Annotated in this window: 25 protein-coding genes and 1 riboswitch; of the genes, 12 read left to right on the top strand and 13 right to left on the bottom strand. The window is 38.7% G+C overall.

Annotated elements, in window-relative coordinates:
• Nucleotides 1-505: 505 nt before the first annotated feature.
• The 5 genes from KXV15_RS11740 to KXV15_RS11720 all read right to left on the bottom strand — a co-directional run bounded on the left by KXV15_RS11740 (nucleotide 506) and on the right by KXV15_RS11720 (nucleotide 4,190).
• Complete coding sequence (locus tag KXV15_RS11740; protein ID WP_240008398.1) at nucleotides 506-1,147, bottom strand: ATP-binding cassette domain-containing protein; 642 nt, start codon at nucleotides 1,145-1,147, stop codon at nucleotides 506-508.
• Nucleotides 1,140-1,826, bottom strand: coding sequence for a molybdate ABC transporter permease subunit (gene modB, locus KXV15_RS11735; protein WP_240008397.1), 687 nt, complete (start codon nucleotides 1,824-1,826; stop codon nucleotides 1,140-1,142). Before modB ends, KXV15_RS11740 begins: the two co-directional genes overlap by 8 nt.
• Nucleotides 1,823-2,623, bottom strand: coding sequence for a molybdate ABC transporter substrate-binding protein (gene modA / locus KXV15_RS11730; protein ID WP_240008396.1), 801 nt, complete (start codon nucleotides 2,621-2,623; stop codon nucleotides 1,823-1,825). Before modA ends, modB begins: the two co-directional genes overlap by 4 nt.
• Before the next feature lie 67 nt (nucleotides 2,624-2,690).
• Nucleotides 2,691-3,005: a winged helix-turn-helix domain-containing protein gene (locus KXV15_RS11725; protein ID WP_240008395.1), complete on the bottom strand. Its 315-nt coding sequence runs from the start codon at nucleotides 3,003-3,005 to the stop codon at nucleotides 2,691-2,693.
• 36 nt (nucleotides 3,006-3,041) lie between these two features.
• A complete protein-coding gene (locus tag KXV15_RS11720) occupies nucleotides 3,042-4,190 on the bottom strand; it encodes an NnrS family protein (RefSeq protein WP_275671626.1) in 1,149 nt (382 codons plus the stop codon).
• A gap of 209 nt (nucleotides 4,191-4,399) precedes the next feature.
• On the opposite strand from KXV15_RS11720, the gene KXV15_RS11715 reads away from it, so the two are divergent.
• The gene (locus tag KXV15_RS11715) at nucleotides 4,400-5,632 is read left to right on the top strand and encodes an alginate export family protein (protein WP_240008393.1); all 1,233 of its coding nucleotides are present in this window, start codon (nucleotides 4,400-4,402) and stop codon (nucleotides 5,630-5,632) included.
• A 90-nt stretch (nucleotides 5,633-5,722) separates the two neighbouring features.
• Nucleotides 5,723-6,340 (top strand): class I SAM-dependent methyltransferase, encoded by a 618-nt coding sequence (locus tag KXV15_RS11710; protein WP_240008392.1) that lies wholly within the window; start codon nucleotides 5,723-5,725, stop codon nucleotides 6,338-6,340.
• A 76-nt stretch (nucleotides 6,341-6,416) separates the two neighbouring features.
• On the opposite strand, the gene KXV15_RS11705 is transcribed toward KXV15_RS11710, so the two are convergent.
• Genes KXV15_RS11705 through KXV15_RS11675 form a run of 7 tightly spaced genes read right to left on the bottom strand, consistent with a single transcriptional unit; the run spans nucleotide 6,417 to nucleotide 16,586 of the window.
• Nucleotides 6,417-6,887, bottom strand: a complete 471-nt coding sequence (locus KXV15_RS11705; protein ID WP_240008391.1) for a hypothetical protein — start codon at nucleotides 6,885-6,887, stop codon at nucleotides 6,417-6,419.
• Nucleotides 6,888-6,889: 2 nt separating this feature from the next.
• Nucleotides 6,890-7,579 (bottom strand): respiratory nitrate reductase subunit gamma, encoded by a 690-nt coding sequence (gene narI / locus KXV15_RS11700; protein ID WP_240008390.1) that lies wholly within the window; start codon nucleotides 7,577-7,579, stop codon nucleotides 6,890-6,892.
• A complete protein-coding gene (gene narJ / locus KXV15_RS11695; RefSeq protein ID WP_240008389.1) occupies nucleotides 7,576-8,307 on the bottom strand; it encodes a nitrate reductase molybdenum cofactor assembly chaperone in 732 nt (243 codons plus the stop codon). Before narJ ends, narI begins: the two co-directional genes overlap by 4 nt.
• Nucleotides 8,297-9,826, bottom strand: a complete 1,530-nt coding sequence (gene narH / locus KXV15_RS11690; RefSeq protein WP_240008388.1) for a nitrate reductase subunit beta — start codon at nucleotides 9,824-9,826, stop codon at nucleotides 8,297-8,299. The genes narJ and narH overlap by 11 nt, the downstream gene beginning before the upstream one ends.
• 10 nt (nucleotides 9,827-9,836) lie before the next feature.
• Nucleotides 9,837-13,616, bottom strand: coding sequence for a nitrate reductase subunit alpha (locus tag KXV15_RS11685; RefSeq protein WP_240008387.1), 3,780 nt, complete (start codon nucleotides 13,614-13,616; stop codon nucleotides 9,837-9,839).
• A 30-nt stretch (nucleotides 13,617-13,646) separates the two neighbouring features.
• Nucleotides 13,647-15,254 carry an MFS transporter gene (locus KXV15_RS11680; RefSeq protein WP_240008386.1) on the bottom strand — a complete coding sequence of 536 codons (1,608 nt, stop codon included), beginning with the start codon at nucleotides 15,252-15,254 and terminating at the stop codon, nucleotides 13,647-13,649.
• 30 nt (nucleotides 15,255-15,284) lie between these two features.
• Complete coding sequence (locus tag KXV15_RS11675; protein ID WP_240008385.1) at nucleotides 15,285-16,586, bottom strand: MFS transporter; 1,302 nt, start codon at nucleotides 16,584-16,586, stop codon at nucleotides 15,285-15,287.
• A gap of 413 nt (nucleotides 16,587-16,999) precedes the next feature.
• On the opposite strand from KXV15_RS11675, the gene KXV15_RS11670 reads away from it, so the two are divergent.
• The 10 genes from KXV15_RS11670 (at nucleotide 17,000) to KXV15_RS11625 (ending at nucleotide 24,998) form a co-directional block, all read left to right on the top strand.
• A complete protein-coding gene (locus KXV15_RS11670; RefSeq protein WP_240008384.1) occupies nucleotides 17,000-18,553 on the top strand; it encodes a nitrate- and nitrite sensing domain-containing protein in 1,554 nt (517 codons plus the stop codon).
• 38 nt (nucleotides 18,554-18,591) lie between these two features.
• A riboswitch (molybdenum cofactor riboswitch) is annotated at nucleotides 18,592-18,725 on the top strand.
• Nucleotides 18,726-18,807: 82 nt separating this feature from the next.
• Nucleotides 18,808-19,797, top strand: a complete 990-nt coding sequence (gene moaA, locus KXV15_RS11665) for a GTP 3',8-cyclase MoaA (RefSeq protein WP_240008383.1) — start codon at nucleotides 18,808-18,810, stop codon at nucleotides 19,795-19,797.
• 1 nt (nucleotide 19,798) lies between these two features.
• Nucleotides 19,799-20,782, top strand: a complete 984-nt coding sequence (gene moaCB, locus KXV15_RS11660) for a bifunctional molybdenum cofactor biosynthesis protein MoaC/MoaB (RefSeq protein WP_240008382.1) — start codon at nucleotides 19,799-19,801, stop codon at nucleotides 20,780-20,782.
• Entirely contained in the window at nucleotides 20,779-21,981 is a 1,203-nt protein-coding gene (locus KXV15_RS11655; protein ID WP_240008381.1) for a molybdopterin molybdotransferase MoeA, read from the top strand. The genes moaCB and KXV15_RS11655 overlap by 4 nt, the downstream gene beginning before the upstream one ends.
• A gap of 9 nt (nucleotides 21,982-21,990) precedes the next feature.
• A complete protein-coding gene (locus tag KXV15_RS11650; protein ID WP_240008380.1) occupies nucleotides 21,991-22,263 on the top strand; it encodes a hypothetical protein in 273 nt (90 codons plus the stop codon).
• Between the two features lies 1 nt (nucleotide 22,264).
• Nucleotides 22,265-22,702 carry a molybdenum cofactor biosynthesis protein MoaE gene (locus tag KXV15_RS11645; protein ID WP_240008379.1) on the top strand — a complete coding sequence of 146 codons (438 nt, stop codon included), beginning with the start codon at nucleotides 22,265-22,267 and terminating at the stop codon, nucleotides 22,700-22,702.
• Nucleotides 22,699-23,262 (top strand): molybdenum cofactor guanylyltransferase, encoded by a 564-nt coding sequence (gene mobA / locus KXV15_RS11640; RefSeq protein WP_240008378.1) that lies wholly within the window; start codon nucleotides 22,699-22,701, stop codon nucleotides 23,260-23,262. The genes KXV15_RS11645 and mobA overlap by 4 nt, the downstream gene beginning before the upstream one ends.
• A gap of 1 nt (nucleotide 23,263) precedes the next feature.
• On the top strand, nucleotides 23,264-23,581 hold the full coding sequence (locus KXV15_RS11635; RefSeq protein ID WP_240008377.1) for a hypothetical protein: 318 nt from the start codon (nucleotides 23,264-23,266) through the stop codon (nucleotides 23,579-23,581).
• A gap of 1 nt (nucleotide 23,582) precedes the next feature.
• A complete protein-coding gene (locus KXV15_RS11630) occupies nucleotides 23,583-24,233 on the top strand; it encodes a hemerythrin domain-containing protein (RefSeq protein WP_240008376.1) in 651 nt (216 codons plus the stop codon).
• A gap of 6 nt (nucleotides 24,234-24,239) precedes the next feature.
• On the top strand, nucleotides 24,240-24,998 hold the full coding sequence (locus tag KXV15_RS11625) for a sulfite exporter TauE/SafE family protein (RefSeq protein WP_240008375.1): 759 nt from the start codon (nucleotides 24,240-24,242) through the stop codon (nucleotides 24,996-24,998).
• 18 nt (nucleotides 24,999-25,016) lie between these two features.
• On the opposite strand, the gene KXV15_RS11620 is transcribed toward KXV15_RS11625, so the two are convergent.
• On the bottom strand, nucleotides 25,017-26,168 hold the full coding sequence (locus KXV15_RS11620; RefSeq protein WP_240008374.1) for a methyl-accepting chemotaxis protein: 1,152 nt from the start codon (nucleotides 26,166-26,168) through the stop codon (nucleotides 25,017-25,019).
• Nucleotides 26,169-26,173 lie beyond the last annotated feature (5 nt).

Here is a 26,173-nt window from a genome sequence, read left to right as displayed (position 1 = left end):
TTTGACAAAATCCATACCCAAAATACCCGTGCAAATGCGGCCTCAAGTGTCAATAATGCCTATCCTCACGCAACTAAAGCTGAACTAAATGAAATTGTAAAAAATTATCTAAACCGCGTAGTTTTAGGCGATAGTATAAATAAATTGGCCAACAAAACGTAATTTGGCATGAAACAACACGTTTGCAAAATTACTTAATGAAAGGTCGGGATCGCACAAAAGTACCGCAATTTATAATAACCTTGAATTGGATGAAGTGATCTTGCTGGCTGTTCAAGTAGTAACGTTAACCAACGCCCCAAATCCCAAAGTCGGCAAAATCCTTGTTGTTAAACATAAACGCTCGCGCGATAGAAAACATTCATGGAATATAAAATTATTACCAATAACTCGAAGACATTCTAAACTTCCTCAGTGATTAAAAACATGAATCACATTCATATGCGGCAAAAAAAAATCATACAATGCCCTTTAAACTAATTTTCAAGGGAATTCTAGTTATGGTTTATACTGCAATCATTGCACCATTCACAATCGCCATTTGCGATGTGGCGATTAAATCTGCTTCGCTTTGGTTGTGGGTTACATAAAGCATAGGTATCCTAACTTTATCGCGGATTTTTAAAATCAGCTCAAGAATCTGCGCTTTATTGGCTTCATCTAAGGCCGCGAGCGGTTCATCTAAAAGCAAAAATTTAGGGTTTGATAATAATGCCCGCCCTAAGGCTATTCTTTGTTTTTCACCCCCAGAAAGATTTTTTATATTACGATTGAGAAGCGGCAAAATACCCAAAATTTCTACAATTTCATCAAATTCAATGAATTTATTTCCACCACGCCTTTTGTAACCAAACAGCAAATTTTCATAAACATTTAAATTCGGGAATAATAAGCCATCTTGATGCACAAAACCGAAATTCCGCAAATACGGTGCATGATTAATCCCTTTTTCAGCGTCAAACGAAGTTGTGTTTTCAAGTTTGATTGTACCGCTGTCAGGATTTAATTTTCCACTTATACATTTAAGTATTGTCGATTTCCCAGAACCAGAAAAGCCACGCAATGTACAAATTCCAATTGAAGGAATTTTTGCATCAATTTGCAAATTAAGGTTTTTAAAATTCTTTGTAAATTTCAGCTCAAGCATCTTGAACCTCGTGACCTAATTTTTGCAATAATTCAGACGCCACCAACGCCGCCACAGAAATCGCAATAGCCACAAGTGACAATCGTATCGCACTACTTTCACCATTGGGGCTTTGCATTGCCGAATATATCGCCAAGGCAAGGGTTTGTGTCTTGCCTTCTATATTCGCCGCAAAGGTAATTACTGCGCCAAACTCCCCCAATGATGCCGCAAAACCCACTAATAATGCCGCAATCAAACCACGATACGCATTGGGCAAAGTGATAGAAAAAAACACATCTAATGGCTTTGCCCCAAGGCTTGCGGCAATAAACTCCCAATCCTTATTTATTGCTTCAAAGGCTTGCTTGATAATTCGCAGCATTAATGGAAAAACCATAAATGCTGATGCAAATGCTGCCCCATTAGCGGTAAAAACCAATGGCATACCCCATTTTGAAAGATATTTGCCAATAGGACCATGATTGCCAAAAATCAGCAACAAAATTAAACCAATCACGACTGGCGGCAACACCAAAGAATAATTCAGCATTGCATCAAGAATAATTTTGCCAAAAAATTTTTTTCTTGCCAACAAATATCCAAAAATAATGGCAGGCATTATTGCCATAATAGTTGATTTAAGGGCAATTGAAATACTTAGAATAATTGCGGAAATTTCTTCTGGAGCAAAGATCATTTTTTCCGCTCTTCGGTCAAAACTTCGGCGGCAGCATTAAAGCCATAGCGCCCAAATACCCCCATAGCATAGGGCGATTTAAGATAATCATAAAAACTTTGCGCTTGTGAACTGGCATTAATTGTTAAAGACAAGGGATAAATTATTGCTTTATGCGAATTATCAGGAAATTCAGAAACTATTTTTATGTCTGGCTCAACAAAAGCATCGGATTTATAGACTATTCCCAAATTTGCCTCGCCATGCGCGACATAATTTAATGCCATTCTAACATTTTCTGTACGAATTATTTGGTTTTGCAAACTGTCCCACACCCCAAATTTAACCAAAGCAGTTTGTGCATATTTTCCAGCAGGAACATATGAAGGGTCAGCAATCGCAATTTTGCCCTGCGCCCCTAAATATTGCGCGATTGGAAAATTTTTTGCAATTTTTAAATTTACATTTGCGTTTTTAGGGGCAATTAATACCAAATGCCCACCCAATAAATCAAAGCGACTTTGCGGCTTTATTAAATTGCGTGATTGTAAATATTGCGTCCAATCACTATCGGCGGTCATAATTATATCTGCTTTGGCACCTGCCTCAATTTGTTTTGCAAGCAATGCACTAGAGGCAAAAGAATAGACAATTTTATAACCTGTCTTTTTTTGATAATTATTGCCAATTTCTTTTACTGCATCAGTAAGTGAGGAAGCCGCAAAAATAGTGATTTCATTAGCAGCCTGCGCCCATGAATTTAGGGGCAAGCAAATTAAAAATATATTAGAAATAAATAGAATGATATTAATTTTCATTTTTGACATAATTTCGTTATATCCTATCAAACATAACGAAAATTGATTTAGGTCAAGCCGGCAATAATTATTCAGCAGTTAAACGTTGTATTTGCTCAAAAAACTTACTTACAATAGCATTTGTTTCACTTTGGCAGGCACGATATTGTTGCAGCACAAAAACCCCTTCTGGCGATAATTTCGCACCACCGCCAGAGGCACCGCCTTTTTGCAAAATTATCAAAGGCGTCTTAAAACCACGATTTATCGCATCAACCATTGACCAAGCACGTTTGTAACTTATAGAAAGTGATTTTGCTGCTTTAGAAAGTGACCCACATTCTATAATTGCGCTCATTAAATCGGCCTTGCCAGGACCAAGGGCGATTTCTTCACCCTGCATCAGTCGAATGTATATCTTATAATCCATATATTGCCATTATCTTCGTGCCGCATAGCGTTCAGTGGTTAGGATTGGAAAATAATGAATTACAAAAATTAAAAATGCAATCGCCATCATCAAGGCAGAGACTAAATAAAGCGCAATTGCAAAATTCGGCAAAGCCCATGCCCCAAATACCCGTGCAAATGCTGCCATATTCACCAACCAAAAAGCAAATATCATTTTTGGTGCCGCTGCTAAAGGTCGCCCAGTATGTCCAAGGCTTACGCGTGCCATCATCCCCAATGTTAATGAACCAATTGCACCACTTGTTATCGCATGATTGGCAATTGCATTGGGTAACGAAATTCCAAATAAATCTATGGCTTTTAAAAATAGCCCAACTACCAACCATAAATAGCCAATATGCAAAATCCATAATAATGGATTGTCAAAAGTTTTTTTACTCTGCCATTGTGAAAACCGTAATAGATTGGCAATTGCGGCAACCAAAAGCGCAAACGCACTTAATGCCGGAAGAAAGCGCAAAACATCAAGGATTGCCGCGATTATCGCACTTATCATTGCAAATTTTTCAATATTTGGGTTGCGCGTTATTTTTATAGCTTTGGCATTTTCAGTAAAAAATGGAATCACTCGACCACCTAATACCAGCATTATTAAAACGATAATATTCAAACCAAGGCGCATACCAATATCGTATAAACCAAAGTGCATAAGTGCATTGGCAATAGTTTGCATACTTAAAAGCCCAAGAAAGAAATAGTTGCGTTTATTTTGCGTTTTGGTGAGTGCAGGAAATATTGATGCCGCCACCAAAAGATAAAATGGCACGTCAATTAGCGCGACAATTATTTTAGGCAAAAATGAAGAAAACATCATTGCAAGGCGACCTAAAAGCCAAAAACCAGCCAAAGCAGCTAAAATTTCATTTTTGGGGGTTTGTTGCCCTGTCCAATTTGGCACTGCGGTAAGCAAAAAACCGGCAATAACTGCGGCAGTGAAGCCAAACAACATTTCATGGCGGTGCCAATTTATTAAATCCCAAGATACATTTGTTATTGGCAAATATCCTGCGAATCCCAATGCAAAATAGCTTATTAGTATAAACATAAAGACCGCGGCCAATAGAAAAAATGGGCGAAAGCCGCCGCTAAATAAAGGTGATTTAAATATTTTTTCCATGTCCCAAATAATCTCTAAACAAGCAATCTCTACAAATAAGCAAACTTTGCAAATATGTATTTCAAATACTGATATTTACCCCTTTGCCTTGATCTAAATCAACCACCCTTATGCAAGTTTTAGAATATTTACCCTGTCGCAATGGGTGAATTAAAATACGAATTGGAAGTCCGTATTGCCTTTATTTGCGGTATAACTGGGAAAAAGAAATGAAAAATACTAAACTTTCTTTGCTAGCGACAGTAGCTAGTTTAATTTTTGCTGCGCCAGCAATGGCAGCAGATAATGCCACCAATCTAATTGATGCAATTACAAATGGTCAAACGCATTTTGATGCACGTTTGCGCTATGAATTTGTATCGCAAGACGGCATTGCCAATGACGCAAATGCCACAACCCTAAGAAGCCGCCTTAATTACCAAACAAAGCGTTTCAATGGTTTTAGCGGCTTGGTAGAATTTGAAAATGTAACCCATATTTTCGGCAATGACTTTAACAATACCATCAATGGCAAAACGACTTATGCAACGGTTGCAGACCCTGATGATACTTTAGTAAATCGCCTTTATGTTGATTATGTTGGACTACCTAAAACCGCAATCACACTTGGTCGCCAATCAATAAATCTAAATAATCAACGCCATGTTGGTGCGGGTGCATGGCGACAAAACGATCAAACATTTGATGCGCTTTCAGTCAAAAATAACAGCCTTCCAAATACTGAAATTTATTATGCCTATGCTACACAGGTAAATCGTGTATTTGGCACAAAATCACCACAAGGTGTGTGGAAAGATACAGCAATTCATTTGCTGAACTTAAGTTATGACGCGAAAACCTTTGGTAAAATTAGTGTCTATGACTATTTGTTGGATTTACCAAATGCTGCTGCCTTATCAACGCAAACATTTGGTGCGCGTTATGAAATTGTCAAAGCACACCCAACTTTCAAACTTGGGTTTAACGCGGAATTTGCTAATCAAAAAGATTATGCCAATAATACTGCAAACGTTGACTTAAATTATTATTCGCTAGAGCCTTCAATAAGTTTCGGAAATTGGCAAGTAAAGGCCCAATATGAAGCCAAAGAAGGCAATGGAACACGTGCCTTCCAATTCCCACTTGGAACAAATCATGCATTTGATGGTTGGGTTGACAAATTCCTAACTACACCCGCCAATGGCTTAGTTGATGCCAATATTGGGGTTAGTTATAAGGCCAAATCGCCAAATAAATTGTTAGATGGCACAAAATTCTCGATAGTTTTTCATGATTTTGAAGCTCAAAATGGCGGTTTAAAATATGGCACAGAATGGAATGCCACAATAGAACAAAATTTCGGCAAAAATTATAGTGCTGGCATTAAAATTGGCAAATATGAAGCCGATAATCTATTCACAAATACCACAAAAATAATGCCATATATTGGCTTGAAATTCTAATCAAAGATATAAATGTCGTGGGATTATGCATATTCCCACGACATTTTTTTGTTATAAGTGCTATGCATTTTATTTTCGAAAGGGCTTTGCATGGACGACCATATTCATTGGGACGGCGTTTATAACACCAAACAATCCGATAGCGTAAGTTGGTTTCAAGAAACACCTAGAATCTCGCTTGATTTAATCGGAAAAATTGCCAAATCAAAAAGCGATAATATTATTGACGTGGGTTCTGGTGCGTCAAAATTAATTGATGAACTTGAAGCGCGCGAATTTACAAATGTTTCAATTCTAGATATTTCGCAAACCGCATTAAATATAACAAAAAAACGACTAGTTAAATTTGCTGATTGTTATAAATGGCTAGTTGGTGATATTACGAAAATAGAATTGCCAAAAAACCACTATAAGATATGGCATGATAGGGCAGTTTTTCATTTCCTTACGGAAAAAGAACAAAGGCAAAAATATATTTCGCAATTAACAAATTCGATTGCACCAAATGGCAATGTAATAATTGCAACTTTCAGCCTTGACGGGCCAAAAAAATGTAGCGGGCTTGATATTGTGGGATATAGCGCTCTGACACTTGCGCAAGAACTTGGAAACAAATTCACTTTGATTGAATCGACAATAGAGCAACATCATACACCATCTGTTTCAATTCAGGAATTTATCTATTGTAATTTCAAAGTGGAAAGTTAAGTTCTGTCGAGCAGATTTACAATAAAACAACCCCCGCCAGCGGAACTGGCGGGGGTTATAATTTGCGATAAATTGATTATCTAACCAATGGGCTGGTTGCGCCCTCTAAATCAATACCTTTTATTTCGCTTTGACCGACCAATATTTGCAAATATTGCGACACAGCGGTTTGCCAAGAAACATCTTTGAGGAATGCCGCAATCGTAGGCTTCACATGCTCAAATGCTACATAATTTCCTGCTGCATCCCTAAACGTACCTTGATTAGAATTATAATATTGTAAACATGAAGCCTCATCGGCATCAGGTGTTTTAATATCTTCTTCCAAAACGCGTGAAATAAGAAAATCTTCTTTGACAATCTGGCTTTCATTTTCGTCAGGTAGTAAAATTTGCAATTCATTGGCGCGAGACAAAAGTAGCTTTCTTATCACCAATGCACGTCCTGCTTTTAGCATTGCTTCTTCAACATTAGCAGCAGGGTGATATTGCATCTCGTTAAAGACTTCTTCGTCCTCAATTTCAAAATCATCAACAAATATTGGCATTCTTATCTCCTTGCTTGACGCGAACGCACAATTTGCAAAGGTCTAGGAAGGTATTTTGCAGGTATGCTTAGCATGTGGACTAAGCGGGTGAATGGGAATAAAAGCAAGATTGTTAAACCCAAGAACAAATGACATTTAAAAATCCAATCGGCATCTTTAATAAAATCAGCAGCACCGCTTCTAAAAGTCAAAATATGCTGTGCCCATTGCGATAAATTAAGCATTTGCGTAGCGTCATGATGCGATAATGAAAATGGAATCGTAATTAATCCAAGCATCATTTGTAACCATAACAGGAATAAAATTAATATATCCAAAGGCGAAGATGTTGCACGAATGCGGGCATTGCCAAGGCGTCGGGACAAAAGAATTGAAAGTCCAATAAAGCCAAAAACACCTGCAATACCACCCGCAACAATTGCTAACATTTGCTTTTGCTCGGCTTTAATGAAATGTTCATAAAGCGCATGCGGGGTTAAAAGACCTACAAAATGCCCCATGAATATAAAAATTATGCCAAGATGAAAGAAAATATTTCCAATTGCCAAGCCTTTATCAGACAAGATTTGGCTAGATGAAGCTTGCCACGAATATTGTTCGCGATCATAGCGTATTAGTGTTCCAAGGAATAATGATACTAAAGCAATATATGGGTATATTCCGAATAAAAATGAGTGAATGAAGTCAATCATTGGGTAACTCCTTGCGGGATATTTGTTTGAAGGCTGCAATTAGATTTTACGCTTGAAGGGCATGTGCCACAGGAATTTGTGTCAACGCCATTATCTGGATTCTGCGCACCCAAGAATTCAATTTGCTTTTCTTCCCATTCCTTATCTAATTCGTCGAAAGAAGTTTCTTCATCAGCTTTAACAACCACATCGCCGATTTCCTGACCAACCATTTTCAAGAGAGCCTGAAAAATACAAAAATATTGATTTCCACGTTCTTTAAGCTTGGTACCAATCGCCTTTAAAATATGTGCAACTTCATCAAGCTCCTCTAACGCAGTTTCAACAGGCAGAGTTGCGAGATATTCCAAAAACATTGGCAAATAATCTGGCAACTCACTTGAATCAAGTTTAAGTCCTTGCTCTAGATATCTGTCGGACAAGTCAATCATTGCCTGCCCACGTTCGCGGCTATCACCATGAACATGCTCAAACAAATGTAGCGACATTGTGCGCACTCTATCAAAAGTGTCCACATAATTTTCTTGGAAGGTAAATAAATCGCCTGATTTCATGCTATTAATAAAGTCTTTGATTGCATTGAAATCTTTGTCTTCAATGCAATTCTCACTTTTCATGAGCGCTAACAATTCATCACTACATTCAAGCCATTCATTATTTGGATACCAAAGCAAAATTCCAAGTGCTTTAAAGCTGTTTCGGGTTTTAAGATTTAGATTATTTTCCATGTACGTGCGCCCCGCCAAATAGATTTTTGCGTTTAGGTTTTTCGAACAGATTGCTATCCGAATTGCCGCCAGAGCAGCCATTGCCAAAGCTAAAGCCACATGAACGAAGATCAAAAGTATCTTCGACATATTCGCGATGAGAGGTAGGAATTACATAGCGATCTTCATAATTAGCGATTGCCATATAGCGATACATATCTTCAACCATCTGCACATTTAGGCCGACCGATTCAAGAATTTTTGTATCTGCATCTCCTTCAACATGGCGACCACGCATAAAGGCACGCATTGCAAGCATACGCTCAAGGCCAAGAGTTACTGGCTCTTCATTTCCAGCTGTTAGCAAATTCGCTAAATATGTCACAGGAATACGAAGCGATTTAACATCAGGTATTATTCCATTCATGCCAATATCGCCAGTTGATGCTGCGTTTTGAATTGGCGACAATGGCGGAATATACCAAACCATTGGCAAGGTGCGATATTCAGGATGAAGTGGGAATGCCACTTTCCATTCCATCGCCATTTTATAAACTGGCGAATTTTTTGCGCCATCGAGCCATGATTGAGGTATGCCCTCTGCTAATGCAGCTTTAATCACCTCAGGGTCATTTGGATTAAGGAACATATCTAATTGCGCTTGATACAAATCCTTGTCGTCTTTAGTCGCTGCCGCTTCTTCAATCTTATCTGCATCATAAAGTAGAACACCAAGGTAGCGAATACGACCAACGCAGGTTTCCGAACAAACAGTTGGTTCACCATTTTCAATTCTTGGATAGCAGAATGTGCATTTTTCAGACTTGCCGCTTTCCCAGTTGAAGTAGATTTTTTTGTATGGGCAACCAGAAACGCACATGCGCCAACCACGGCATTTATCTTGGTCAATAAGTACAATGCCGTCTTCTTCACGTTTATAAATCGCACCGCTTGGGCAAGATGCAACGCAGGCTGGATTAAGGCAATGCTCACATAGACGTGGCAAATACATCATAAATGTATTTTCAAATTGTCCGTAAATATCCTTTTGAACATTTTCAAAATTATAGTCTTTTGAGCGATGCTCAAACTCGCCACCAAGGATTTCTTCCCAATTTGGCCCACCGACAATTTTATCCATTTTCTTGCCTGTGATTACTGAAACTGGTTGTGCTGTCGGCATAGTTTTAGTTTCAGGCGATTTTTGCAAATGGCCATAATCAAATGTAAATGGCTCGTAATAATCGTCAATTGATGGTAAATTAGGATTGGCAAATAGATTTGCCAAAATGCGCCATTTACCGCCTTGTTTTGGGGTTAATTTACCACTTGCATCGCGCTGCCAACCACCTTTCCATTTATCTTGATTTTCCCAGTCTTTAGGATAGCCAATACCGGGTTTTGTTTCGACATTGTTGAACCAAGCATATTCAACACCGCGACGTGAAGTCCAAACATTCTTACAGGTGACGGAGCAAGTATGGCATCCAATACACTTGTCAAGATTAAGAACCATTCCAATTTGTGCTCTTACTTTCATGCTCTTTTTCCTATTTAGAAGTTACAAATTGATTTGATGTGTCGTAATTTTCTTCATTCATAAAATCGACTTTTTCCATTTTACGAAGAATGATAAATTCATCACGATTAGATCCCACTGTGCCATAATAATTGAAATCATAGGCAAGCTGGGCGTAACCACCAATCATATGTGTCGGTTTAAGAACTGCGCGGGTGACGGAATTGTGAATACCGCCACGCGCACCCGTTATTTCAGATCCTGGAGTATTTAGGATTTTCTCTTGCGCATGATACATTAAAATCATGCCCTCATTTACCCTTTGCGATACCACTGCACGCGCAGTAATCGCGCCATTGGCATTATAGGCTTCGACCCAGTCATTATCGATAATGCCGATTTTTTTTGCATCTATTTCTGAAACCCAAACAATTGGCCCACCGCGCGACAATGTCTGCATCAACAAATTATCAGTATAAGTTGAGTGAATGCCCCATTTTTGGTGTGGTGTAATGAAGTTTAAAACCACTTGTTTATGGTTTTTGCCAGATTTGGATTTGGCAAATTTATCTACTACCTCTGCAGTAGTTTTCATATCTACAGGTGGCTTATAGACGCATAATTGCTCACCGAATGCGCGCATCCATTTGTGATCTTGGTATAATTCCTGCCGCCCGGTTAAAGTTCGCCAAGGAATTAATTCATGCACATTTGTGTAACAAGCATTGTAGCTTACATGCTCTGATTCAATACCCGACCAAGTTGGTGAAGATATAATCTTACGCGGTTGCGCTTGAATATCCCTAAAGCGGATTTTTTCATCTTCACGCGGAATGGCAAGATGGGTGTGGTCGCGCCCTGTATTTTGCCCCAATGCTTCCCATGCCTTGAAAGCAACATGTCCATTTGTTTCTGGTGCCAATGACAAAATCATTTCAGCGGCATCAATTGCACTGTCAAGTTTGGGAAGCCCTTTTGAAACGCCTTCTTCGGTAACTATGTGATTTAATTCCTCAAGCATTTTTAATTCGGCATCAGTGTTCCAACCGATACCCTTGCCGCCATTCCCCAATTTGCCAAGCAATGGCCCGATTGAAGTGAATTTTTTATAGGTGTTGGGATAATCCCTTTCGACTAAGAAAACCGCAGGCATAGTTTTGCCAGGGACTGGCTCACACTCACCTTTTACCCAATCTTGAACTTCAAAAGGCTGCGCAATTTCATTTGCAGTATCGTGTTTAATGGGGTTTAAAACCACATCATGTTCGACGCCTAAATGCCCCACACAAAGTTCTGAGAATTTTTTAGCAAAGCCTTTATAAATTTCCCAATCCGATTTACTTTCCCACGCAGGGTCAACCGCCGCAGATAAAGGGTGAATGAATGGGTGCATATCAGAGGTATTTAAATCATGTTTTTCGTACCAAGTTGCGGTTGGCAAAACGATATCTGAATACATGCAAGTAGTGGACATTCTAAAATCCAATGTAACCAACAAATCTAATTTGCCTTCTGGCGCATCGTCATGCCAAACTACATCGCGTGGTTTTTGCTCACCTGTTTGGCCTAAATCTTTACCCTGCACACCATGTGAAGTTCCAAGAAGGTGCTTAAGGAAATACTCATGGCCCTTACCTGATGAACCAAGAATGTTTGAGCGCCAGACAAACATATTTCGCGGCCAATTTACAGGATTGTCTGGGTCGTGGCATGAAAGTTTAAGATCACCAGATTTCAAACCTCCAACAATTGCTTCGCCAACATTAGCGCCAGAAGTATGGATTTTAGCGCCTAATTCAAGCGGATTAGTTTCTAATTGTGGTGCAGAAGGTAACCAGCCGAGGCGTTCGGATTTTGCGTTACAATCAATAAATGAAAGCTGTTTCCATTCCTTATCATCTTCTAATGGAGACAGAATTTCTTCCATTTTAAGTTTTTCATAACGCCACTGATCAGTATGGGCATAAAAGAATGAGGTCGAGTTTTGTTGGCGCGGCGGTCTATTCCAATCTGTTGCAAAAGCTAAAGGAACCCAGCCAGTTTGCGGACGTAATTTTTCTTGACCAACATAATGGCTCCAACCACCACCCGATTTACCGATACAACCACACATTACCAACATATTGATAATTGCGCGATAATTCATGTCCATGTGATACCAATGGTTCATCGCTGCTCCAATGATTACCATGCTTTTACCATGCGTTTTATGGGCATTTTCGGCAAATTGACGTGCAACATTAATTACATGCTCACGTTTTACACCTGTGATTTTTTCCTGCCATGCGGGCGTATATGGGAAATCATCATCAAATGATTTTGCAACATTCCCGCCGCCAAACCCGCGATCCACGCCATAATTTGCAAGAAATAAATCATAAACTGAGGCAACAAGCGTTTCGCCTTCTTTTAAATTTAGTTTTAGAATTGGAACATTTCTATCGAGAATGCTTTCGTGCGAAGTTGCCGCGAAATACCCATGCTCATGCTCTTGGTTGCCAAAATATGGAAAAGATACTGAGGCAATTTCATGTTTGCTATGCTCATTTAATGAAAGCATTGGCCAAATTTCTTCGCCAGTTACTTCATCTTTAAGTTCAAGGTTCCACTTGCCTTTTTGACCCCAACGCGAGCCAATAGTGCCATTTGGCGCGTGGATTTCCTCATCTTTTGCACCAATTACAACGGGCTTCCAATCGGTGTTATTGGTTGCACCTAAGTCATCGGCAAAGTCCGACGCACGTATCATACGTTCGGGCACCAATCGATCACCTTTTTTTACAAGGCGAACTAAGAACGGCATATCAGTATACGTTCGACAATAATCATCAAAATAGTCGGATTTGTTTTTCACATGCCATTCACTAAGAATTACATGCCCCATTGCCATTGCAAGTGCTGCGTCAGTCCCTTGTTTTGGATGCAGCCACAAATCACATAATTTTGCCACTTCGGAATAATCCGGCGTAACAGCAACCGTCTTTGCGCCTTTATAACGAACTTCTGTAAAGAAATGCGCATCGGGTGTTCTTGTTTGAGGAACGTTCGAGCCCCATGCAATAATGAAGTTTGAATTATACCAATCAGCAGATTCAGGAACATCGGTCTGCTCACCCCAAGTTTGTGGTGATGACGGTGGCAAGTCGCAATACCAATCATAAAACGACAGACATACTCCACCAATTAGCGATAAATAGCGCGAGCCAGCCGCGTATGAAACCATAGACATCGCAGGAATTGGCGAGAAGCCAATTATTCTATCGGGGCCGAATTTCTTTGCGGTATAAATATTTGCCGCAGCAATGATTTCATTAACTTCATCCCAATTCGCGCGAACAAAACCGCCGCGCCCGCGATAGGACTGATAATCTTTGACAGTCTCAGGGTTAGAAGCTACTGCCGCCCAAGCATTTACAGGGTCTTTGGCGATAATTTTTGCGGCACGCCAAGCTTTCAAAAGCCTTGAACGAATTAAAGGAAATTTTAGCCTTTGAGCGGAATATAGATACCAAGAATATGATGCACCACGCGCACAACCACGCGGTTCATGGTTTGGCATATCGGTTCGCGTGCGCGGATAATCAGTTTGTTGGGTCTCCCATGTCACTAAACCATTTTTTACATAAATTTTCCAAGAGCACGAACCAGTGCAATTCACACCATGGGTTGAGCGAACAACTTTATCATGTTGCCAACGGCTTCTATAACCTTTTTCCCAACCACGAGTTTCATCGGTTTTAACACCGTGGCCATTAGAGAATTCTTCTTTTTCTCTTTTGAAAAAAGTCAGTTTATCAAGAAAATAACTCATAGCAAGTTTCCTTTAATTATCAAATTATTGTTATGGGTTTTGGACATAGGCGTTCTTACGAAGGTAGAACCACCAATTAATAATGATGCAAAGCGCATAGAAAATTGCAAAACCATAAAGCGCATTCTCAGGTGTTGCGGCTTTAATTTGCTCACCAAAAATTTGTGGAATGAGGAATGCGCCATAGGCCGCGATTGCCGAAGTCCAACCCAGAACTGGGCCCGCTTGTTCTTTATTAAATACGATTGCAATTGTTCTAAATGTTGAACCATTGCCAAGACCAGCGGCCACAAATAATAAAAGGAATAGACCAAGGAACGGGCCGAAATATTGTTCAGGGGCTTCAGATGCATATGCAGCTTTCATATAATATGCCAAGCCAAATGCCGCGCCAACCATCACAAAGCTAATGATTTGTGTAACCAAAGCACCGCCAATTTTATCGGAAATATAACCGCCAACAGGTCGAATTAATGCCCCAATAAATGGCGCCATCCATGCATATGATAAAGCACTTGGACTATTTGGGTTTACAATTGTGTGGGTCATTACCCCATTAACCATCACATGTTTAAAACCGAAAATAACTTCGATTGACAATGCGAGAGCCGCCGAGAAACCAATGAATGAACCAAAAGTCATGGTATAAATCACAGTCATCGCCCAAGTATGCTTATTGTTAAAAATTGCATATTGGCGTTTTAACGCTGCTTTATATTGCGCACCCATTGGCACAATCATCAAAAGTGCAAGTGTTGCAATAGTAACCCCTGGAACTACAATCCATTTAGAGATATTCATTCCGCCTGCTTTTAATGGCTGCATCAACCAGAAACCAATAGCAGAAGTGCCAAGACCAATTCCAAGCATCACAAGAATTTTTGCAAAAGCAGAAAAAGGATTACCAAGATTTGGGGTTACGTGTTCGACCTTGATATTATTCATGCCAACCCAAGCCAAATTGGTTAGTGGCAATAATAACAACAACCAAACAAAGCCGGCATTATGAATATAAGTTTCAGCACCAGCAGGAATTTTACCAAAAATCCAACCAGAAGCTTTTTTAAGCACCATAGAATGACCGCCAAACAATGACATGGTCATTACCAATGGAATTAAAATCTGCATGGTGGTTACGCCAAAATTGCCCAAGCCTGCATTTAAACCTAATGCCAAACCTTGTTCTTTCTTCGGAAAGAAAAAGGAAATATTAGACATAGAAGATGCAAAATTTCCGCCACCCAAGCCAGACAATAATGCAAGTGCCTGATAAACAATCAATGGGGTGTTTTTATCTTGCAGCGCGATGCCAGTACCTATCGCGGGAATCATCAATAGCATAGTTGTAAGGAACAAAGTATTGCGACCGCCGGCAATCCTTATCAAGAATGAAGACGGAATACGAAGCGTGGCACCTGCAAGCCCACCCATTGCTGCTAATGTGAATAATTCAGGCTTTGTGAATGGAAAACCCAAATTAAGCATTTGCACAGTTACGATGGACCAATACATCCATACTGCAAAGCCACACAATAAAGCAGGAATTGAAATCCACAAATTGCGATTTGCAATATTTTTACCTTCTGTCGCCCAGAAACCACCGTCTTCTGGATCCCATATATCAAGATCTTTAGCCATTTTTGGCCTCCTTTGTTATTTTAATTAATTTCACGCGTCACCAAGTTCAGGTAAGAATTTGCCTTTGGTGAGTTCTGGGTGAGATTGATGTTCCATCATGCGAACAGTTATATGCATCCAAATTAGGGCTATGCTCACAAGGACGAACAAAAGCATGAAGCAGCTTGTCCAAATATTAGTAATGGTGTTGAGATAGCCAAACGCTAAAGGCAAAATGAAACCGCCTAAACCACCTATAAGCCCAACAATACCTGCGACAGATCCAACATTTGTCGGGTAGTAAACAGGTATATGCTTATAGACCGCTGCTTTGCCAAATGACATAAATAGACCAAGAACGAATACTACAATCGTGAACCAAGTAAAATTCAAACCAAGATGAACTTTAATGTCGCTCTTTATGCCATGCACAATGAAGTCAGTTGATGGATAAGAAAGTATAAACAGACAAATTATGCACACAATAAAGGTTAAATACATAACTGCGCGGGCGCCGAATTTATCAGATAAATAGCCACCAATTGCGCGAAATGCAGACGCCGCGACCGAGAAACTAGCAGCCAACATGCCGGCATGCTTAATATCCAAATTATACACAGCGACATAGTAACGAGGCAGCCATAAAGCCAAGCCAACAAAAGCGCCAAATACAAAGAAATAATATAATGAAAAGCGCCAAACCCTAAGCTCTTTTAATGGCTCCATTGCCATCGCAGTAGTTTTTGGCTTTTCACCTGTAATTCTTCGCTCTATTAATTCTGGCTCATCTGAAGTGGTAAACCAGAAAATAATAGCCATAACTACAAGCGCAACAGCCCAAACCTTGGCAACCATTTCCCAGCCATAAGCAACCATAACAAAAGGTGCGCCAAATTTTGTAACCGCCGCACCAATATTACCCATACCAAAAATGCCTAACGCAGTCCCTGCTTGTTCTTTTGGGAACCATTTTGATAAATATGAAATACCAACTACAAAGCTGCCGCCTGAAATCCCAAGACCAAGCGCTGCCAATAGCATCATATTATAGGTTTCAGCATAGGATAGTAACCAAGTTGCTATGGCTGACGAAATCATAACCAAAACCAAAACCGGTCTTCCGCCATATTGATCCGCCCAAATCCCAAAATTAAGGCGCACAAATGAACCAGTAAGAACTGGCAAACCAATTAAAAAGCTGAATTCAGTTTCCGAAAGCCCCAAATCTTTTTTAATTTTCACGCCAATAATTGCGAAAATTGTCCAAACCGCAAAGCAAACGGTGAATGCGATAGTTGTGGCAGACAAAGCAAATGTTTGCTTTATTTTACTGACTTTAGATAAGTCCACCATTATTTAGCCCTCCAAATATGGAGCACTTATAATGAGGGTTGCAAGATACTAATTGACCTAAGTCAATCGCTACCTGTGACATTGTGTCGTGAAAAAAGGATTGAAAAGTTTAAATGGATTGATGCCGATCAATTCTTTGCAATCATACTTAAACTATCAAAAGCAAGTCGAATTGTTGTTTAAAACTCTCCCGTGGGCAAAACTACTCGACAAAACTGATAAAAACTAAACTTGAGGTTTTGAAGCCTAGCCACCCCTCAAAAAGGCTGTTTTTCGAAGAAGAGCCTTCAAAATCTCAAGCTCCCTCTGCGACAATTAAACGCTGCCTTGTGATAGCTTATCTTGATTTACATCAAGCGAAGAGGTTATGTAGTATTTTAAATACATAATTATTTTAAAATGAAGCGAAAACAATGCTTGTGGCAATAAATATACTTTGCGATTTAATCCATGAAGTTCAGCTCGAAAGAGGGCTGGCATCATTGTATTTGCGTACAAGCAGCAATGAATTTGCAGAATCAATGGAGCAACAATTCACAAAAGTCGATATTATGCTTAATCGAATGAAAAGCATTCCATTGTCTAAAAGCAACCATTATGAGCCATTTAAAAACGCTCTACTCTATTTGTCGACCAAGCGAAAATTTATAGTCTCACGACAGATTTCGCCATCAGACACGCTTTTATTTTACACACGTGAGATCATTGCACCAGCCGTAGAAATTATCCAAGATTTGGCAATTTTTGACAAAAATAATTCGCCCGCTCGAATTTCTTCTTTAATTAACTTCTTACAATGGAAAGAGAGGGTTGGTCTTGAACGCGCACTAGGGACGCAATTTGTTAGCCTTGACACAAATAGTGGCGCGGAACTTAGAGATCGCTTAGGCTATATAATTGAAGAACAACACGCCTATGAGCGAATGTTTATGGCGCTAGCAGATGATCATTGCCGAAAAGCAATTGAAAAACTTGAAAAAAACAACGAGATTTTTCAAAAGATTGAATTAATAAATGAAAGCCTTTCAAAGGGGAATCATTCCCAAATTGCCCGCGAAATTGCTGCACAAGAATGGTTTACACTTTTTAGTGCCAAAATGGACTTACTTCACGAAGTCGGTAAATCAATTGCTTTCCATCTTGGCGTCGCGGATGAACTTTTGTTTAACAATATTGAAAAGACTAAAAACACTTCAAATGGCGAAGCTTCTATAAAATTAGAAAAATCAATTATTGAAAATTTCGAGTTTATATCAAAACTTCCACTATTTTCTGGAATAAGCGATACCGAATTAAAATCCTTGTTAAAACACGCACGTATTTCAAATTACTCAAAAGGAAATTTGATTTTTATGCAAGGTGAACAGGCAACAAGATTTTACATGGTCATAGATGGCTGGGTAAAATTATTTAAAGGCGACATAGAAGGTCATGAATCAATTTTGCAAGTTGTTCATCGTGGTGAAGCACTTTTGGAAAGTGTCCTTCTTAAAGATGCCATTTTCCCAGTAAGTGCCCAAGCGGTTGAGAATGTCACTTTATTGTCAATTCCATCGGCTTTTATTCGTGAAGAAATGCAAACTAACAAATTCCTAGCGATTAATATGTTAGCAACTATCGCAAGCCGTTCCCAAGAATTGATTAGCCAATTTGAACAATTAACTTTAAAAAGTGTTACTCAACGTGTTGGTTGGTTCCTTCTGAAACTTTATCTTGATGAAGGGGAAAAATCTTCTTCTTTGAAATTACCTTATGACAAGTCTCTTATCGCAGGATATTTGGGCATGAAACCTGAGACATTTTCGCGCACCCTTCAAGCGCTTAGGGAGCAAGGTATTTACTCTGAGCAAAATGTTATAAATCTTCGCAATGCATTGAAATTATGTGATTTTTGCGATGTAGAACTTTCTGCAAGATGTATGCGAAAAGGCACAAATTTGTGCAAAAATTCTGATTGCCAATTCTAGACTTGATTTAAGTCAAGCACAATTTTTAAAATCCCACCTAACATAAAATTATCCGAGCTTGAAAGCCTAAAACCAATTTTGGTCATGGCTTAAAGCCAGCGAATTATCGCAAGGGCCTGAAAGGAAACTTTTTAGCCTCCCGTGTTTGGAAAGGATTATTTGTGACAGAGAGTTTCCCCAAAAGTGTGAAGCGGTTTTTGAAAAAGGAACGCGACATACAAAAGAATCTAACACCCCATTTCGATGCAAATGAAATGGGAAAGCCGTTAGAGTTAAAGGACCAATTTGGTAGGGTCTTCCCATATCTTCGCCTTTCAATAACCGAGGCATGTAATTTCCGATGTCAATATTGCCTGCCGAATGGGTTTCAAAAACCCTGCGACATGAATTTTCTGCGGCGGAATGAAATCATTAATTTGATAAAAGCCTTCGCCCAACTTGGCACAAAAAAAATCAGACTAACAGGTGGGGAGCCGACAATAAGAAATGATCTTGTTGAAATAATTGGCGCGATAAGAGAAATAAAAACTATTGAAACCATTGCATTAACAACCAATGGCTACAAATTAGAGCATCAGGCAAAAAACCTAATTGATGCGGGGCTTAATGCAATCAATGTATCAATTGATTCTTTGAATGCAGATAAATTCAAAATAATAACTGGCCATGATAAATTGCAATCAATTTTAAACGGCATTTTTGAAGTTGCGAAGGCAAAGCACATTAAAATTAAGACTAATAGTGTTTTGCTAAAGGGAATAAATGACGACGAATTGCCCAACATTCTTCGCGTGATTCAAAACAATAATATCACCATGCGTTTTATTGAGCTTATGCGAACAGGTGATAATCAAGATTATTTCGAAAAGCATCATGTATCAACCAATTTGATGTTGAAGCACATTGAAGAAATGGGCTTTGAGAGAATTTCACGCGATAAAGTCGCGGGGCCAGCCTCTGAATATGCACATGAAGATTACAAGGGTAAAATAGGAATTATAGCCCCCTATTCAAAAGATTTTTGTTCAAGCTGCAATCGGTTACGAATTAGCGCACGTGGAGAATTAAAACTTTGCCTTTTTGGTGATGGCGGCCTTGATCTAAGACCTTATTTGCAAAGTGAAAATCAAATAGAGGAATTAAAATTCCAAATTTTAAAAGCTCTGAAATTCAAATTGCCAACGCATAATTTGGCGGGTGGCTACACTGGCTCCACTAAACATCTTGCACAAATTGGGGGCTAAGATGAATAATAATTTTAAAATGATTGATGTTGGCAATAAACAAATCACCCATCGCCTTGCAATCGCCAATGGTAAAATTTTCGTTGGAAAAGATGCCTTTGAATTAATCAAGACCAAAACTTTGCCAAAAGGTGACGCATTAATATTAGCCGAGATTGCGGGAATTAATGGCGCAAAATTAGCTTACCAAATGCTTACATTATGCCATCCGCTGGGATTGGACATGGTGAAAATCATTACTGAATTAAATGAAATAGAGCATTCAATTGAATGTTTTTGTATCGCATCAACCCATGCCAAAACTGGAATTGAAATGGAAGTATTGGCTGGGGTTAATAACGCGCTTTTGACAATTTGGGATTTGACGAAAATGATAAATCCTGACCTCAAAATAGGCGATGTTCAATTGCTTTTGAAATTTGGTGGAAAATCTGGAATTTGGAAAAACCCTAAGGGAATTCCCGCTTGGGCGGAAGAATATATTCCGAAAAAGCCCCTAACACTCAAAGACAGAAATGTTGCAATAATAACCATGAGCGATAGGGCATCTGCGGGAATTTATGAGGATATTTCAGGGGATAATATTAAGAACATAATGCTCGAAAATGGTGCAAACATTGTTCAAAAAGCAATTATTCCAGACGAAATTGAAGACATTAAAAGCGCCATCATTAAAACAATTAATGATTTTGAGCCCCACCTAATTATTTGTACAGGCGGCACAGGAGTTTCGCCACGGGATTTTACACCCGAGGCACTATTGCCAATGTTTGACAAATTAATCCCTGGCATTGGCGAAATCTTACGCCTCGATGGTTCAAAATATACACCACTGTCATGGTCAAGCCGCGCTATTGGTGGAATAATTGGCAATAGTTTAGTTATCACTTTGCCTGGAAACCCAAAAGCGGTGCTCGAAGGCTTAAGCGCCCTTTTGCCAAACTTATTGCCACACTTAATTAGAATTATGAGGGCAGAGAAATGATTTCCTTTAAAGAAGCTATATCAATAATTGATGGGGCATCCAAAAGTCTTAAAACAATAAAATGCGATATTTTGGAAAGTTTGGGCATGATATGCAGCGAAAATATCAAAGCAAAAATCAATGTTCCTTCTTTTGATAATTCTGCCATGGATGGCTATGGTGTGAAAACTGCGTGGCTTGCGAATGCTACACATTCAACCCCCATTAAAATCGAAAAAAAGAAAATTATTGCAGCAGGTGATTTTGAACCAATTCAAGATGAAAACGCAACATGCCACATAATGACTGGTGCAAAATGCCCAACATGGGTTGAAGCAGTAGTTCCAATTGAAAAAACTAAAATTGATGACACCTTTGTTTCCTTTTTCGAACCTGTAAAGCATAGTGAAAACCTAAGGAGAATTGGTGAAGATTCTAAAATAGGCGAAATCCTTATAAATAAAGGAACGATGATTAAGCCAGAGCATATTATGGTTTTAGCATCACAAGGCATCAATGAAATTGCGGTATTTGAAAAGCCAAAAATAAAAATTATCGCAACTGGTAATGAGTTACAGCCTTATAATTCAGGCGAATTAGAAAATGGAAAAATTTATAATTCCAACGCACCATATTTATTATCTAAAGCAAAGCATCTTGGCTTGGATGCAGAATTTGTAGGAATTTTCCAAGATGACATTTCCAAATTCGCCGACTTTTTAGATAGGAATACCCATAATTCCATAATTATTTCAAGTGGCGCAGTATCGGCGGGGCTTTGGGATTTTGTACCAGAAGCCTTAAAACTTGTGGGCGCAAAAGTGCATTTTCACAAAGTCAATATTCGCCCAGGAAAACCAATATTATTTGCGACTTTAAAAAATGGGAGTTTATTTTTCGGCCTCCCTGGAAACCCAATTTCTAGCGCAATCGGCTTTGAATTTTTCGTGAAACAGGCCCTAAGCAATTTGATGGCAATTGAACCAACACAAGATTTCGTGTCAATTTCTAATTCAAAATTCGCAAAAAAATTTAAAGGCACTCAATTCCTAAAAGCTAAAACACTTTTTCAAGGCAAATATTTCGAAACGGAAATTTTGAATGGACAGGAATCGTTCAAAATTAAACCATTTGGTGAGGCAAATTCATGGGTAATTTTAGATGAAGATGTTACCGAAATAGCTTTGAGCCAAATGCTTCAATTCAAATTTTTCAATTAAGGAACGCTCATGACCAACAATATTAATATAGAAATTGAGTATTTTGGCGCTTTTTCAAAGTTTAAAGATGAAACCCCATTAATCCTTAAAATGCCAGTTAATTCAACTATTCAAGATCTGAAAACTACACTTTTTAAAGCACTTTCGGAGTTTGATGATGGCAAACTTGAAGGCCTTATAATATCAAGTGCAATCGCAGATGATTATCGAATTTACAATAAGGATGAAACTATAAGTAAATCGGGCAAATTAGCGATTTTACCTCCTGTTAACGGGGGCTAAAATGCAATTTCTAACCAAGATAAGCCAAACCGCACTTAACATTGAAGAAGCGCTTGAATTTGCACAAGCAAGTTCAAATGGTTGCGCAAATTTATTCGTTGGAAAAGTTAGAAACAATAATTTAGGCCGCGAAGTATTAGGCGTTTCCTATGACGCATTTGATCCCTTATGTATCAATATACTTAATGAAATTGCCATTGAGGCGATAAAGGAATTTGAACACCGCTTAAGAATTTATGTTTCACACTTCAAAGGTAAATTGGAGATAGGTGGAATAAGTGTTGTAATTGCGGTTGGAAGCCCACATCGCGATGCATCTTTCCTTGCCTGCCGCTATATTATTGAAGAGTTAAAAAAGCGCGCACCAATATGGAAAAAAGAACATTATATAGACGGCGATGATGAGTGGTTGCTCGGGCATGAGCTTGAAAAACAATGAAAATTGTCGCAATCATATTGGCGGGTGGAAACTCAAGCAGAATGGGCAAAAATAAGGCATTGCTGCCCTATAATGGCAAAAGACTTGTTGACCACATTGCAAACCAATTAATTTTGTCTGGTATCAAGAATATCATAATTAGTGGCAGTGTCGAAGGATATGAATGTATTCCCGATATTATTAAAAATGGTGGGCCATTGGTCGGTATTGCCACAGTAATTTCAAAAATATACGGCGATTATGATTCATTCTTGATTTTGCCTGTCGACTTACCGCTTTTAAATTCTGATGTGATAAATCAATTAATCAACAATAATAATAATTGTGATGTGATTTGTTTTAAATCTAACCCACTTCCCTTCAAAATCAACAAATCTTCCGCGCTTTTGGCCAAACTCAATTCATCAAATTTCATTGATAATTCCTCAAAGCAAAGCGTCAAAAGTTTTCTATCCAAATTTAATACACAAATTTTGGAGCTTTCTGACAGAAACATTAACGCACTAACAAATACCAACACTCCAAATGAATGGGAGCTGGCAATTCGCCAGACGAATTAGGATGGAAATTCATATTGCCCAAGATAGAATAATTTATTTTGTTACCAATGACGAAATTGACAAGCTATTCAATAAGAAAATCTTGACTACAAAAATCGATATTGGAAGCATCTATTTGCGATTTGCGATAATAATCGAAAATAACGAAGAAGAAATTGACATTGGGGTTGATAGCGATGGTTACGTTCTGAAAATTGCAAATAGTGCGTTATCCAAGTTCTTTGATGTTTCACGTGGCAAAATAGCAATCCATAAAACCCTAAAAATTAATGAGAAAAATATTATGGTTGGTGCAGCCGTCATAAATAAGGAAAATTGATATGATAAATGAAAATAATTCTCTTGTAGATTTTGCCTGCAGAATTGAGAATGGTGTTTCAATTCTAATCGCGCTCGGGGCCGATTTGTTGCTAAATGGGGCTAAGGATATAAAAAGCGAATTTGCAACTCTGAACACTGATTTAGATCAAATTGTGCACAAATATGATATCGACATTCATGGCAAAAAGCCGCAAAAAGACTGGCGTGAAGAAGCACCGAATAAATTGATTTCTCACTTAATAGCGAATTTCCATGAAAGTCATAGAAATCAATTGCCAGAAATTATCAAACTGGCAAGCAAGGTTGAAGCCGTTCATTCTGAACACAAAGAATGCCCACATGGCTTAGCAGCACAGCTTGAAAAAATGCTTTTTGAACTAGAAAGCCACATGAATAAAGAAGAAATGATTTTGTTCCCAATGATTGCACAAGGTTCAAAAAACATGGCGGGCGGCCCCATATTTGTAATGCAGCAAGAACACATTTTACATATTGAAGAAATAAAAAGGCTTGCAGATTTAACAAATAATTTCATGCCACCAAGCGATGCCTGTAGCACTTGGCGGCTATTATATCAATTTGTGAAGGACTTTAAATTAGCACTTTGTGAGCATATTCATTTAGAGAATAATATATTGTTTGCTGATTGATATAAAATGCAAATATTTATTCTAGCAATTGCCTTTTTTTGTGTCGCACTAATCTATTCTAGCGTGGGGTTCGGTGGCGGCTCATCATATACCGCTTTGTTGGTTTTGATGGGTGTTGCTTATAATTCAATTGCGCCAATCTCATTAATATCCAATATAATTGTAGTTTCTGGGAATTCTATAAATTATGCAAGGTCGAAAGCAATAGATTTTCCCCTCTTTACGTATCTTGCTATCGCTTCTGTTCCTATGGCGTTTATTGGTGGACTTGTCCCAATCAGTAAGAATACATTTATTTGGCTTCTTATCTGCGCCCTTTTGCTATCAGGCGTTTCACTTTTAAGGTCTGCATTTAAGAAAAATTATGATGAGCCTCAATCAAGACCTACAAATCCGTCATTATTAATGCTTATTGGTGGCATATTAGGGCTAATCGCGGGTGTCACTGGGATAGGTGGCGGAATACTCTTATCGCCAATACTTTATCAAATACGGGCGGCAAATTCAAAACAAATTGCCGCCACAGCATCGCTTTTTATTTTGGTAAATTCCATATCAGGATTAATTGGTCAATTACAAAAGCATGGTTTTGAGACGCAAAATAAATTGATTTATCTATTGCCGATACTCGTATTAATCGGGGGCCAAATTGGCAATAGATTTGCCATAAAATTCTTTACATCAAAAAATTTGGCACTGACAACTGCTGCTTTAGTAATTATTGCCGCCGTTCAGTTATTTCTAAAGCAAATTAAACTTATTTAGGTTTATCATATTGATTAATTAAATCGCTTTTCTAACTTTCACTAAAAATTCTGATACCGAATTTCGCATTGCATTACTTTTCTGGGACAATTCGGTTGAGGTTTCAAGGATTTGTGAGGTTGCAACACTATATTCTGAAATGACTTGACTAATTGACCCAATGCTTGCGCTTACTTCCATTGTTCCAGTTGAGGCTTGGTCAATATTTCGCGCCACTTCACTTGTCGCAGCACTTTGTTCCTCCACAGCAGCAGCGATTGCGGTTGCTATCGAACTTACATTATTAATTGTATTGGCAATTGTTTTAATTGACTGAACTGCTTGATTACTAGAATTTTGGATTTCAGAAATTTGCAATGTGATTTCATCAGTTGCTTTTGCAGTTTGGCTTGCAAGTGCTTTTACCTCTGATGCTACAACTGCAAAACCCTTGCCTGCTTCACCAGCTCTTGCAGCTTCGATGGTCGCATTTAAAGCCAAAAGATTAGTTTGACTTGCAATATCAACGATTATGGAAAGAATATTTCCAATTTTTGATGAGCTTTCCGACAATTTATTAATATCTAAAGTTGCCTGCTCCACATCCATAACTGCATTATTAGTTATAATCGAAGATTGAGTAACTTGGTGGTTAATTTCTGCAACTGAATTCGCCATTTCTTCGGTAGCGGCGGCAACTGAATTAACATTTGCAGAAGACTGTTCTGCTGCCGCGGCAACATTGGTTGCTTGTTCTTGGGCCGAGGACGATGAATTCCTTAAATTCGCCGCCAAAGCTTCTAATTCAGAGGCCGAGGTTGCAACAGAATCAACAACTTCTTCCATTTTATTTTCAAAAGATTTGACGACAGTTGAAAAAGTGCCTACTTTTTTTTCAATAGAATCCATGGCCGCATTGGCGGCTCGGCTTGCCTCGCCAAATGCCCCCGGCATGCCGCGTTCTGATATACGTCTATAATATTTATTTGCGGCCATATATTCCAATGAAGCACGAGATTCGCGAATATATGCGTCTGATTTGTCTATTAAGCGATTAATAAGATGTAGAAGATTGCCGGCATCTCCTTTTTCATTGATATTTTTTATTCTCGCTTCGAAATCACCGTTTGAAACTGCTTCGCAAACTTCGATAGCTTTTAATACGGCTGATTTATAGTCATTTGAAAACATGTATT

Origin of the sequence: Pseudaquidulcibacter saccharophilus (assembly GCF_019455445.1) — a bacterium.
Classification (GTDB): Bacteria; Pseudomonadota; Alphaproteobacteria; order Caulobacterales; family Aquidulcibacteraceae; genus Pseudaquidulcibacter; species Pseudaquidulcibacter saccharophilus.
Note: the sequence above shows the minus strand (reverse complement) of the source record. Positions and strands in the feature narration are given on the sequence as shown.